General features: G+C 59.9%; 10 protein-coding genes, 1 tRNA gene and 2 riboswitches. Of the genes, 6 read left to right on the top strand and 5 right to left on the bottom strand.

What is annotated here, in order from left to right; genetic code table 11:
- Positions 1–64: 64 nt before the first annotated feature.
- Positions 65–1186, bottom strand: coding sequence for a phosphoserine transaminase (gene serC / locus JQN66_RS03080; protein WP_188949079.1), 1122 nt, complete (start codon positions 1184–1186; stop codon positions 65–67).
- Positions 1187–1441: 255 nt separating this feature from the next.
- Between serC and JQN66_RS03085 the strand changes: the two genes are divergently transcribed.
- The 4 genes from JQN66_RS03085 (at position 1442) to JQN66_RS03100 (ending at position 5373) form a co-directional block, all read left to right on the top strand.
- Positions 1442–2140: an iron-dependent transcriptional repressor DtxR gene (locus tag JQN66_RS03085; RefSeq protein WP_204676588.1), complete on the top strand. Its 699-nt coding sequence runs from the start codon at positions 1442–1444 to the stop codon at positions 2138–2140.
- Between the two features lie 83 nt (positions 2141–2223).
- Positions 2224–2394: riboswitch (cyclic di-AMP (ydaO/yuaA leader) on the top strand.
- A gap of 2 nt (positions 2395–2396) precedes the next feature.
- Positions 2397–3428, top strand: a complete 1032-nt coding sequence (locus JQN66_RS18430; protein WP_229777403.1) for a M23 family metallopeptidase — start codon at positions 2397–2399, stop codon at positions 3426–3428.
- 130 nt (positions 3429–3558) lie between these two features.
- Positions 3559–3723, top strand: a riboswitch (cyclic di-AMP (ydaO/yuaA leader).
- Between the two features lie 5 nt (positions 3724–3728).
- Entirely contained in the window at positions 3729–4649 is a 921-nt protein-coding gene (locus JQN66_RS03095) for a C40 family peptidase (protein WP_204676589.1), read from the top strand.
- 229 nt (positions 4650–4878) lie between these two features.
- Positions 4879–5373 carry an HNH endonuclease gene (locus JQN66_RS03100; protein WP_204676590.1) on the top strand — a complete coding sequence of 165 codons (495 nt, stop codon included), beginning with the start codon at positions 4879–4881 and terminating at the stop codon, positions 5371–5373.
- A gap of 52 nt (positions 5374–5425) precedes the next feature.
- Here the strand turns inward: JQN66_RS03100 and JQN66_RS03105 are convergent, their stop codons facing one another.
- Positions 5426–6349 carry an IS982 family transposase gene (locus JQN66_RS03105; RefSeq protein WP_420870952.1) on the bottom strand — a complete coding sequence of 308 codons (924 nt, stop codon included), beginning with the start codon at positions 6347–6349 and terminating at the stop codon, positions 5426–5428.
- Between the two features lie 105 nt (positions 6350–6454).
- Positions 6455–6865, bottom strand: coding sequence for an NUDIX hydrolase (locus tag JQN66_RS03110; protein ID WP_204676592.1), 411 nt, complete (start codon positions 6863–6865; stop codon positions 6455–6457).
- A 187-nt stretch (positions 6866–7052) separates the two neighbouring features.
- On the opposite strand from JQN66_RS03110, the gene JQN66_RS03115 reads away from it, so the two are divergent.
- Positions 7053–8282: an ROK family transcriptional regulator gene (locus tag JQN66_RS03115; RefSeq protein ID WP_204676593.1), complete on the top strand. Its 1230-nt coding sequence runs from the start codon at positions 7053–7055 to the stop codon at positions 8280–8282.
- 163 nt (positions 8283–8445) lie between these two features.
- Here the strand turns inward: JQN66_RS03115 and JQN66_RS03120 are convergent.
- Both JQN66_RS03120 and JQN66_RS03125 read right to left on the bottom strand, forming a co-directional pair.
- Positions 8446–8519 (bottom strand) — tRNA-Arg (locus tag JQN66_RS03120).
- 64 nt (positions 8520–8583) lie between these two features.
- A complete protein-coding gene (locus JQN66_RS03125; protein WP_204676594.1) occupies positions 8584–9249 on the bottom strand; it encodes a hypothetical protein in 666 nt (221 codons plus the stop codon).
- An 88-nt stretch (positions 9250–9337) separates the two neighbouring features.
- On the opposite strand from JQN66_RS03125, the gene pcrA reads away from it, so the two are divergent.
- On the top strand, positions 9338–11719 hold the full coding sequence (gene pcrA, locus JQN66_RS03130) for a DNA helicase PcrA (RefSeq protein WP_204676595.1): 2382 nt from the start codon (positions 9338–9340) through the stop codon (positions 11717–11719).
- Positions 11720–11913 lie beyond the last annotated feature (194 nt).

Here is an 11913-nt window from a genome sequence, read left to right on the forward strand (position 1 = left end):
AGTAGGGGGCTCGGACCAAAATGGTCCGAGCCCCCTACTTATGTGGTTTCGTGCTTCGCGCGGGCTACAGCTGCTCGATGACGTAATCGATGCAGTTCAGCAGAGCCTGCACATCGCTGGGATCAATCGCGACGAAGGTCGCGATGCGCAGCTGGTTGCGGCCGAGCTTGCGGTAAGGCTCCACATCGACCACGCCGTTGGCGCGCAGCGCCTTGGCGATGGCGGTGGCATCGATCTTGTCGTCGAAATCGACGGTGGAGATGACGTTGGAGCGGTGTTCTGGATTTGCTACGTACATCGAAGCGATGTCGGAGGCTTCGGCCCAAGCCTGGACCTTTGCCGCGGACTCTGCGGTGCGCTTGGCGGCCCAAGCGAGTCCACCATTGGAATTGATCCACTTAATCTGGGAATCCAGCATCACCAGCGTGGTCAGCGCGGGGGTGTTGTAGGTCTGGTTCTTCAGCGAGTTGTCCAGGGCGGTCTTCAGATTCAGGAAATCCGGGATCCAGCGGTCGGTTGCGGCGATTTCCTCGATGCGCGCGATGGCCGCCGGGGAGACGAACGCGATCCACAGGCCGCCGTCGGCTGCGAAGTTCTTCTGCGGGGCGAAGTAGTAGACGTCGGTTTCAGCCAGGTCCACGGCCAGTCCGCCAGCACCGCTGGTGGCGTCGATGACCATCAGCGCATCATCGTTGGCGCCCGCTACGCGCTTGATCGGGGCTGCAGCGCCGGTGGAAGTCTCGTTGTGAGGCCAGGCGTAGACATCGACATCGGCTTCGGCCGATGGAACTGGAACGCTGCCCGGTTCGCTGGTGATGATGGTCGAGGCAGCCAGGAACGGCGCCTTGTCGGTCGCCTTGGCGAACTTGGAGCCGAATTCACCGAACGACAGGTGCTGTGCCTTGTTGCGAACCAGCGAGAAAGCGGCCGCATCCCAGAAGGCGGTGGCGCCGCCGACGCCCAGCAATACTTCGTATCCTGCTGGTGCGTTGAACATTTCTTTCAGTCCGTTTTGGACCGATGCAACGAGGTTCTTCACCGGAGCCTGACGGTGCGAGGTGCCGAGGAGGGAATCCGCTGCCTCAACAATCGCCTGGACTTGCTCTGCGCGAACCTTGGACGGACCGGCTCCGAAGCGGCCGTCGGCTGGCAAGAGATTCTGTGGAATAGTGATGTCCGTGCTCATCGTGCTCCTCGATATAGCTATAGATTGAAGGGCTGAAGACCCAGCGCTCCGCAGTGCGGAATAAGGTGGGTGGATTCAGGCGTTTCAGTACTATCTTCGCAAAGAATGAGCGTTTCAGAGAAAAACCGGACAGAGGGTTACGACATCCTGAGCGTCCGGCTCCGTAACGATTATGTCCAGCGCACCCAGTAGAGTGTGTAGTGACGTCTCATTATTTTTATGAACTTATTGTTGTGACTTCCAGGAGCGGCTGACGTGTCTGACCTTATCGATACAACCGAGATGTACCTGCGTACCATTCTTGAACTTCAAGAAGAGGAAATCGTGGCCTTGCGCGCCCGAATCGCAGAGCGTCTGGGCCATTCCGGTCCAACTGTGTCGCAGACCGTAGCCCGGATGGAACGCGACGGCCTCGTAGTAGTGTCGACCGACCGCCATCTTGCCTTGACCCAGAAAGGCCATGAGCTGGCTACGAGTGTCATGCGGAAGCACCGCCTTGCTGAACGACTGCTGGCAGACATGATCGGGCTGGACTGGGAGTACGTCCACGAAGAAGCCTGCCGCTGGGAGCATGTCATGAGCGAGCGCGTCGAGCGCCGCCTCTACGACCTTCTGGGCAAGCCGACGGTTTCGCCGTACGGCAATCCAATCCCGGGGCTGGAAGTCCTCGGTGGGCCGAAGGTGAGTGAAATCTCATCCGAGGTTCAGAACCTTGACCAGGCTCTTTTGGAAGGCGTAGAAGGCCCGCTGGCTATCGAGCGCCTCGCAGAACCGATCCAGACCGATCCGATTCTGCTGGGGCAGCTGAACGAAGGCGGGATCCGCCCTGGGGCGATTGTCACCCTTGAACGTGCCGAAGACTACATCGTCGTGCGAGTGCAGGGTGTGGAAGGCGCTTTGGAGCTTCCCGTAGAGGTCAGCAGCCATGTATTCGTCAAGGCCGACAGAAGATAACGAAATTGTAACTTTCCCGTTTGACGGGTAACGTTAATGCACGGTGCGTGGGGTTTATCCCGCACCGGCCCATGTATTGCGCGAACGCCTAGTATTGCCCTGCGCGCAGGTGGGAAGTCAGTTCAAAGGGCAATAGCGGGGGACCCACTTTCCGACGTTTACGTCTAGGGGTGAAGTCCTGCCAAAAGCAGGCCGGTTCATTCTCAGGAACCGAATCCGACAGCTAACTTCGTAGGCGCTACATGAGAGGAATGTTTTGGTAGAAACCAAGACGACCGGCCGTCGCGCCGCCGTTGTTGAGCTGGACGTGATTGGCGAAATTACTGCTGCCGCTACCGAGCGCGCTGGCGGACGCCGCGCATCTCGTGCGAGCGAATCAGTTGCAGCCATCGCGCCCGCAGCGCCCGTGCACGCCAACTATGTAGGCCGCCGTTTCGAAGAACGCTCACGCTACGGCATCGCCCCTACCCGCCAGATGCTGGTGCTGGAAGAAGCGGGCAGCAATGTCATTGCACTGCCTGGTGCGATCGCTGTCGAGCCGGAATCCGCAGAGATCTCGAGCAACGTTGAATTCATCTCGAAGCTGGATACGGGTTCCAAAAAGCCATCGCGACTTGGATTTAGCCACAAGGTTGCCGCAGTTGCCGCCGTCTCAGGCCTGGCCCTTGCCGCTGTTGCTCCGCAGTTCTCGGGCTCGTCCAGCGATGACGTGAACATGGCAGTTGCCTCCGAGCGCACCGCAACCTCCGCAGTAGTGGACGTAACCGCACCGGGGTCGGCCGGCCTGGACGTCGAGCGTGCAGCTTTGACTTCAGAGCTGAACCCCAATGTGGCGGGTGAAGAGAAGCTGTCTGAGGTCATGGCGGCTTCCGGCGGCAAGGTGACCGCCATCAAGTCGACTTCCGGTCTGCTTGACCGTCCAGTGAAGTCGAACCGCATCACCTCGCCTTTCGGACACCGCAACAACCCGACCGGCGCTGGCACCATGATCCATGGTGGTACAGATTACGGTGTGGCCTGCGGCACTGAGGTTTATGCCTCCGCATCCGGCACCGTAACAGTCGCAGGATGGGCCGGCCACTCGGGCAACCGGGTCATGGTGGACCACGGTGACGGTCTGGAGACCGGCTACAGCCACAACACGAAGGTTCTGGTCAACGTCGGAGACAAGGTCAAGCGCGGCGACTTGATCGCGCTGAGCGGCACCACCGGCAACTCCACTGGCTGCCATGTGCACTTCGACGTCATCATCGACGGACAGTTCAAAGACCCTGCCGGCTGGTTGTAACGATCTCCGTCACCATTCCGTGACCTAAACGTGACATTTGGAAAATCATCCTATAGGCTTATAGGCGTGCCAGGGGGGATCCTCTGAGCAACATTGCGTGAGAACCGAGCACTGCCAACACGCAATGTGCACTTATAAACAACTCGTACGGCAGTGGCGGGGGAACCAATATCGGGTAGTTAGTTTGAACTAACAACCCTAGGGGTGAAGTGGAAGAGAAGGAAACTTCGAATCCACCGAGGTAACTCCACTTCGAACCCGACAGCTTACCTCGTAGGTATCAAGGAGAGGCTTTAACAAGTGACCAAGCGTCAAACTCACGGACGTCGCCGCGCCGATGTGCCACGTACCAATTCTCTGGAAGCGATCTCGCAGGCTGTTGCATCAAATGCCGGCTCTGTAGGTCGTCAGGCAGCTGTCGTAGCTGCAGCTTCCGGTCTGATCATCACCCTGGGTGTACCTGGCCAGGCCACTGCCCCACGCGACGTTTCCGCAGCTCCGGTTGATACGATCAACCCAGAGCGCGTGGCAGTCAAGGCTGTCAGCGTTGCCGCTGACAAGAAGTCTTCGGTGGATATCGAGCGAGCCAGCTTCACTGCTGATGAGAAGCCGGAACCGGTCGTCATCGCAGTAGCCAATGAAGTTTCCGCGACTTCTTCGAACGCGTCGGCTCCAACGACCCGCTCGAACGCGTCGGCTCCAACGACCCGCTCGAACGCCTCGGCTCCAACCACCCGTGCGAATCAGTCGTCTTCCAGCAGCTCCTCGGATGACTTCGCTCCGGTGACCCGCCAGAACGTCAACAGCCAGTCGAGCTCCACCCAGTCGACCAGCACCAAGAAGAAGGCCAAGAGCACCTCTTCGGTCAACACGTCGAACCTCTCCGGCATTGCGGCTACCGCTGCTAAGTACGTCGGTGTTCCATACGTATGGGGCGGCAACGGCCCTTCGGGCTGGGATTGCTCCGGCTTCGTGAAGTACGTTTACGCACAGCACGGCATCAACATCGCCCGCGGCACCTCGGCAATTCTGGGTTCCGGCCAGTTCAAGCGCACCAGCAACCCTAAGCCGGGCGACCTGGTGTTCCAGAACGGTGGCGGCCACGTTGGCATCTACCTGGGCGGCGGTCAGATGATCGGTGCACAGAACCCAACCGTGGACACTATGATCCACTCGGTGAGCCGTAACCCACTGTACGGTTACTACACCCTGGCTCGCTAAGCCTAAAGCTTTCCATAGGCCGTCGAACGTGAAATACGTTCGGCGGCCTATTGCTTTAAGCAGGATGAACATCTTGGCCTTCATAGATGAACTCCGCAGAATATCTGTCTTGAACCCTCACGTAGCAGCGGGTTGATCCCTTAGGCTTGCGATAGAGCCTTTCCACAGGGAACGCGAGCCCCACCAATGCCAGATGGCGGCTATCGGTTCAAGAAGGAAGTACTGCAAGATGCGAACACTGGTTTTGAATGCCGGCTACGAGCCCCTGGCCGTGGTGACTTTCCGCCGAGCCCTTTTACTGGTTATGGCGGAGAAAGCCACCATCGTCCTGCAGGATGACTCGTCGCCCGTGCGCAGTGCTCATGGCGAGTTACCGCGGCCAACGGTCATCGTCTTGAAGCGCTATGTACGACGCCCCTACAGGGACATGAATCATGTCACCCGTAGGGGCGTTCTCCGTAGGGACGGCTTTACCTGCGCCTACTGCGGCAAGTCAGCCAACACCATCGACCACGTCATTCCCCGCAGCAGGGGCGGCCAGAATACGTGGGAGAACCTGGTGGCGGCCTGTCTGGCCTGCAATAGCCGCAAGGCCGACAAGATGCTTGCCCAGCTCGGCTGGCAGCTTCGTGTCACCCCGCATCGCCCACGCTACGGAGGGCATCTGGTCTCGGGGCTCAACCACATCGATGACTCGTGGGATGCCTACCTCCAAGCCGGCTGATCCCTTGCCCTCGGAGTCAAGAGTCCTCGACTAGATGAGTAATTCCAAGGGGTCAGTGATCATACGCAACCAGCGAACGACGCACCGCCAGCCCTAACGATTCGTTGTGCCAGATCGCTGCGGTCAACGCCAAGAGGCGCTGAACCACCCGCGCAGCCACCCCGCTGGGAACCCGGCCACCATGCCGCTCCAAGTCAAGCTGCGCTTTCAACGTCTGGTTGACCGACTCGATGATCTGGCGCAACGGCTTGAAAAACCGTGCACCAGCCCGGGGTGCCTCGCCGACGCGCGCCGGGTGTAGCAGTTCGATCCCCGACTCATCCAGGATCCGCTCGAACTCCCGGCCGAAATAGTTCTTATCCCCGATCAGCACCTGCCGGTGCCCGTCGGCCTGCACCCGATTCATCACCTCGTCATCGGAAAGGATATCCAGCAGGGTCTGTCGTTCATCGGCTTTGGCCCCGGTCAGCGCGAACCCGACCGGCAGCCCGTGCACCGTGCACACCAGATGCAACCGCAGCCCCCAGAAGTACCGTGAATGCGAAGCGCAGTACCCGTACTCGGCCCACCCGGCCAGCCCCGAACGCTTGACCGTTTCCCTGGAGCGGGCGCATTCGACCGGGGTGGAGTCCACCAGCCACACATCGTCGCAGCCCACGTCAGTGCGCTGGGCCAGCACGCCGATGAGCCATTTCATGCACTGCCCCAGCTTGCGCAGGCGCTTGTTATAGCCTGATTGGCCAGGCAGGTAGGGGAAAAGGTTGCGGTGTTGTTCGGTGGCGTAACGCAGCCATCTGGCTTCGGAGACGAAGCCTTGCAGGCCTTGCATCAGGGCCAGGGTGATCAGTTCGGCGTCGCTGATTTTCGGGCTGATTCCGATTCGTGGACGGTAGGGAAGATGTTCTGGGTGACTCTTCAAAATGTCGTCGATGACGACATAGAATGCAGTAGCAAGGGAGTCCAGATCGGTGTCCACCATGACCTCCGGGTCGTGAATGTGGGTTAAGTACGCCGATCATGGACCCCCCTGCTTTGTTCAGGGGTGCGTCACGCCGTGGTGGGATCCCTTGGAATTACTCATCTAGGCTCCGGCGCGGGCAATCGCGGATGGCAGCACGTGCTCGCGCAACAGCGGCGCGAGATCGCCGCGCAGCAGCGCCTTCTTCGGGTCGATCCAAAGGAGTTCTTCAAGCTCGGCCAATGGTTCGAGCTTGCCACTGAGGTGTCCCGAGAAAAGATGTGCGTGGATCGAGGTGGAGGCCTCATTGGCGGCGGGACCGTGCCACTCGCCGCGGTACTCTAGTGCATCCGGCGCGAAGTCGACACCGAGCTCTTCCTTAATTTCTCTAATGACAGTTTGTAAAGGCGACTCGCCTTTCTCGGGTTTGCCGCCGGGTTGCATGAACTTGCTGGTTCCGCGTTTGCGGACCAGCAAGATTTCTCCTTGGTTGTTGATTAAACAAGCAGCTGATATCGTCAATTTTTTCTGCATGAATTCACAATATCGCGTGTGCGAAGCCGTCGCAGGTGGTAACGTGCTTAAGTGGATCTCCAACGTTTTTAGTTGTTGTTCGCCGTGGTCTTATTACTCGCAATTTTTTGACCGAGTTGGTGGTGACAGGTGAAGGCCGAGGAATGGAAAGATCGATCCATCAAATTTATAGATCTATGGAGCATTAATGCGACGGGGTACCAACCTAGGGCGCTTGGGAGACTTCAACCAAGCCGTAATTCTTGAATCCATCCGTAGGGCACCGGATGGAATCAGCCGCGTTGAACTGGCAAGTTCGACGGGTCTGTCACCGCAGACCATTTCAAATGTCGTGCGTCGTCTGCTTGACGACGGCATCGTGCGCGAAGACCGCACCATCGTTTCCGGCCCGGGCAAGCCACGCACCGTGCTCGAGCTGGAAGGAAACCGCTTGGTTTCGATTGGTATCCACCTGGATCCCAGCGTGCTCACCTTCGTGGCCATGAACCTGCGCGGCGAAGTCCTGCGCGAGCGCAGAATTGAGGTTCCTAACCTCGAAGTGGCTTCTGAGACAGTGCAACAGATGGCGACTACTGTCAAGGAGCTCATCGCCGAGATCCGTGTTCCGAAGAAGCATATCGTCGGAGTTGGCATTGCTGTGCCTGGGCCGGTCAACGTCGAAGAAGGCGTGGTCATCAATCCACCGCTGCTCGACGGCTGGGCCGACGTTGAACTCGTTAATCCGCTGCGCAAGCTTCTGCGCCTGCAGGTCATCATCGAGAAAGACACGATTGCCTCCGCAGTTGGGGAACTGTGGCAGTCGAAGGAAGAAAAGACCGACGACTTCGTTTTCGTCTACTGCGGTCACGGCTTCGGTGCCGGCATCGTCATCGATGGCGATGTCCACCACGGTTCGAGCAACAACGCCGGCGAAATCGGGCATTACTCCACCGGGCACAAGTCCGTGCTCTGCGAAGAGTGCGGCGCCGATGACTGCCTCGCTTCAGGGACCTCCTACGAGTTCATCGCTGCGAAGGCCAAGGAACGCGGTCTGGATCTGCCAGCTTACGAAGTCCTCGGCCCCGAGCAGCGCGCAGAAGGCATGAACCGCCTCACCGAGCTGGCGCTCGAAGGCAATGCAGTAGCCAAGGAACTGGTCACTGAGAGCATGGTCATGGCAGCCGAAGTCGCCGGCCAGTTGGCCAACGCGCTGGATGTGCGCGAGGTCGTCTTCGGGGGGCCGCAATGGGACAAGGTCAGCGAGCTCGTCGGTGAAGACGTCGATGCAGCGGTCAAGCGCCGTTTCGGCTTGCGTACGGTGCACGACATCGACACCCGCACTTCCACGCTGGGTGCCAACGTTGGAGCCGTCGGCGGCGCCTGCGTCGTCATGGACGCATCGCTGTCACCCAAGGCCACCGCCTTGCTGTTGCGTTAGCCGTTATTCGGCCCCACGCTATCATTGGGTGCGTTCCATATGGGACGCACCCTTTTGCGTGTTCGGGCGCGATGCCGAGCCAGAAGCGAGGGATCTGGCGCAGCAGACGAGTAAGGGCGCTTCCGCACATGAACCTCGTGTGGAAGCGCCCTTGATATCTCGGTGCCCCTGGCCGGAATCGAACCGACGGCCTACCCTTTAGGAGAGGGTCGCTCTATCCTACTGAGCTACAGAGGCTGGGCGTGAAAACACCATCAAGACTATCCTACTAGGAACTTGCCGGGGGAATCACACGGCCGCGTCAGGAGCTCTGGTCGCGGATCTCGGCCATTTTACGTCTCAGTGAACGGTTGGCCCTGGACAAGCCAAGCCCCAGGATCAGCCCGGCGGTTATGAACAGCAGCGCCCACCGAATAGTGGTGAGGATCGACGCGAGCATGACGGCTCCGGCAGTCACCTCATCGGCGGAGAACAAGGCATCGATGGCGAAATTCTCCACTATATCGGCCACGGCGAAGCCCAGCGGGGCGCACCAAGCCAGCAGTCGGGTCTGGCGACGCGGAATCCAACGGATGAATAACAGCATGCTCATCGCGGCGGTGAACAGGGGGAATAGTATGCCTGCAGTTTTGTGAACATAGTTCAGCTGTCCTCGGGCATCCTCGTCCATGACGCTGCGCAGCGCTTCAATATCCTCCACCGTGTAGCCGAAGACCCGCTGGTCCGGCATAGACAATCCGTTGCTGAGGTCAGACATCTGGCTCAACGCCATCCCGTGGAGATAGATAAACAGAAAAAGACTGATGACCAATCCGGCAGAGATCAGCAGCATGGGATTGGATTTGTTCTCGTGGGAAGTGCTTTGAACGTTATGTTTGTTCAGCTTCCGGTCCAGAGCCTCACCCTGCTGCTCGACGAACTGGGAGGGTTTGCGGTATTCCTTGGACTTCCTGACCTTCTTTGCCATACCTTCCATTATGCCCGGTAGGCTGTGTCCCGGTTCGCTCGACCGGCATCCCGATACTGTCCAATGCGCCACGTAGACTGGCTACACCATGGATTTCCTTTTTGATGACTTCGCTCCTGAACCCACACCTCAGGCTTTGCCAACCGCGGACGAACTTCTTGTAGGCATGAACCCGCAGCAGGAAGAGGCCGTGCGCTACGCAGGGGGCCCGCTGCTGATCATCGCCGGTGCCGGCTCGGGCAAGACCCGCGTTTTGACCCATCGCATCGCGTATCTGTTGGCCACGGGGCGCTCCCGGCCGCACGAAATCCTGGCCATTACCTTTACCAACAAGGCCGCGGCCGAAATGCGCGAACGTGCCGCCGAGCTCATTGGCGAGGACCAAGCGAAAAAGATGTGGATCTCCACGTTCCACTCGTCGTGCGTGCGCATCCTCCGCCGCGAGGCCGCCACCATCGGCTTGAAGTCGAACTTCTCGATCTACGACTCGGCAGACTCGCTGCGCCTGATCACCCTTGTTTCCAAGGGATTGGACATTGATCCGAAGCGCTTCACTCCCAAGGCCATCGCGCACAAGATCTCTTCGCTCAAGAACGAACTGATTGACGACGAGGACTACTCGGCGACCATCAACACGAATGATCCGTTCGCCCGGGCCGTTTCCGAGGTCTACCGCGGGTACACCCAGCGGTTGCGCGCAGCCAATGCGCTGGACTTCGACGACCTGATCGGCCAGGTCGTGTACATGTTCCGGGCGTTCCCGGCTGTGGCGGACAACTACCGCCGCCGGTTCCGCCATGTGCTGATCGACGAATACCAGGATACAAACCACGCCCAGTACTCGCTGGTTCGCGAACTCACCGGCCCCGACGGAAAGACCCCTCCGGGAGAACTGACCGTGGTCGGCGACTCCGACCAGTCCATCTACGCCTTCCGCGGCGCCGATATCCGGAACATCATCGAATTCGAGAAGGACTACCCGAACGCGGCGACGATCAAGCTGGAGCAGAACTACCGTTCCACGCAAAACATCCTGACCGCTGCCAACGAGGTTATCAAGCTCAACCCGGACCGCAATGACAAGCGGCTGTGGACCGCCAGCGGCGACGGCGAACAGATCGTGGGCTACGTGGGGGAGTCGGAGTCCGACGAGGCCCGGTGGATCGCCGAGGAGATCCTGCGGCTGAATGACGACGAAGATGTGCGCCCCGGCGACATAGCCATCTTCTATCGCACCAATGCCCAGTCGCGCGCGCTCGAAGAGCAGCTGATGCGCGTCGACCTGAAATACCGGGTGGTCGGTGGGACCCGGTTCTACGACCGCAAGGAAATCAAGGACGCATTGGCCTACCTGCGCGCCCTGGTGAATCCGGAGGACGACATCAATGTCCGGCGCATCCTCAATGAACCCAAGCGCGGCATCGGGGATCGTGCAGAGGGCGCGGTCGCCGCGTTGGCGGAACGCGAGCGCATCTCCTTCATGGAGGCGCTGCGCCGCTCGGACGAGGCTCCGGGGCTGGGTACCCGCGGCATCAAGATGACTGCGGCATTCGTGGCGCTCATGGACGACCTCCAGACGGTGGCCGAAGGCTCGGGCCCGGCCGAGGCGCTGGAGGCAGTGCTGGAACAGACCGGGTACTTGGAGACCCTTCGGTCCTCCAGCGACCCGCAGGACGAGTCCAGGGTCGAGAACCTCGCAGAATTGGTCGCCGTGGTACGCGACTACGTGAACGACGAACCCGAGGGCGGTCTGGCCGGCTTCCTGGAGCGGGTCGCGCTGGTGGCCGACGCGGACCAGATCCCCGAAGCCCCGAGCGACGAGGAGGGCGCCGCCATGGCGGCGCGCGAAGGCATGGTGACGTTGATGACCCTGCATACGGCCAAGGGGCTGGAATTCCCCGTGGTGTTCCTGACCGGCATGGAGCACGGCGTCTTCCCTCATCAGCGATCCATGACAGATGAAAAGGAACTGGCCGAAGAGCGACGCCTGGCATATGTCGGGCTGACCCGTGCCCGCGAGCGTCTCTACCTGACGCGCGCCGAGCAGCGCAGCCTCTGGGGGCAGGCGCAGTACAACCCGGCCAGCCAATTCCTGGAAGAGGTCCCAGCCCAGCTGATCGACTGGAAACGCGAGGGATCCTCCTTCGGCTCGGGGCTGTCCTTCGGGTCGGGAGCGGTCAACTTCGCCACGAGCCGCTACGAGCGAGGCAGCCACTGGGGGTCGGGTTCGTCGATGGCGAACACTCCGGCTCGCGGGCACAACGCCGCGCCAGTTGCAAAGCAGCGAGTGGTCCAGAACAAGGAAATCGTCATCCCGGAGGTCGGGCAGTCGGTCAAGCATTCGAGTTTTGGCTTGGGTACTGTCATCGCGTTGGAGGGCGCCGGGGATAAAACCGTGGCGAAAGTCCAATTTCCGGACTCCGAGAAACGGCTCCTGCTTCGTTACGCTCCCCTCGAAATCGTCGAATAGTCAATCCAATATGCCTGTTGGCTTGGTCACAGTGATAACCAATCGTTGAATCCTGCGGAAGCTCTACAACTTGTAAAAGTGGGCAGATCGGGCAACTAAGGATAGTCTGAGAAATGCGCACGGCCTATGGCGCCATTTCGGCGCTTATTTGGTTGCGGTGCGCTCTCTTTGGGTACGGCACGGACGCAGGTCCG

The organism is Glutamicibacter protophormiae (assembly GCF_016894325.1).
In the GTDB taxonomy this organism is placed as follows: Bacteria; Actinomycetota; Actinomycetes; order Actinomycetales; family Micrococcaceae; genus Glutamicibacter; species Glutamicibacter protophormiae.

Coding starts and splice junctions, on each gene's coding strand:
- JQN66_RS03100 (WP_204676590.1), top strand. CDS start 4,879: ATGCGAACACTGGTTTTGAATGCCGGCTACGAGCCCCTGGCCGTGGTG.
- JQN66_RS03110 (WP_204676592.1), bottom strand. CDS start 6,865: ATGCAGAAAAAATTGACGATATCAGCTGCTTGTTTAATCAACAACCAA.
- JQN66_RS03125 (WP_204676594.1), bottom strand. CDS start 9,249: ATGGCAAAGAAGGTCAGGAAGTCCAAGGAATACCGCAAACCCTCCCAG.
- JQN66_RS03115 (WP_204676593.1), top strand. CDS start 7,053: ATGCGACGGGGTACCAACCTAGGGCGCTTGGGAGACTTCAACCAAGCC.
- pcrA (WP_204676595.1), top strand. CDS start 9,338: ATGGATTTCCTTTTTGATGACTTCGCTCCTGAACCCACACCTCAGGCT.
- serC (WP_188949079.1), bottom strand. CDS start 1,186: ATGAGCACGGACATCACTATTCCACAGAATCTCTTGCCAGCCGACGGC.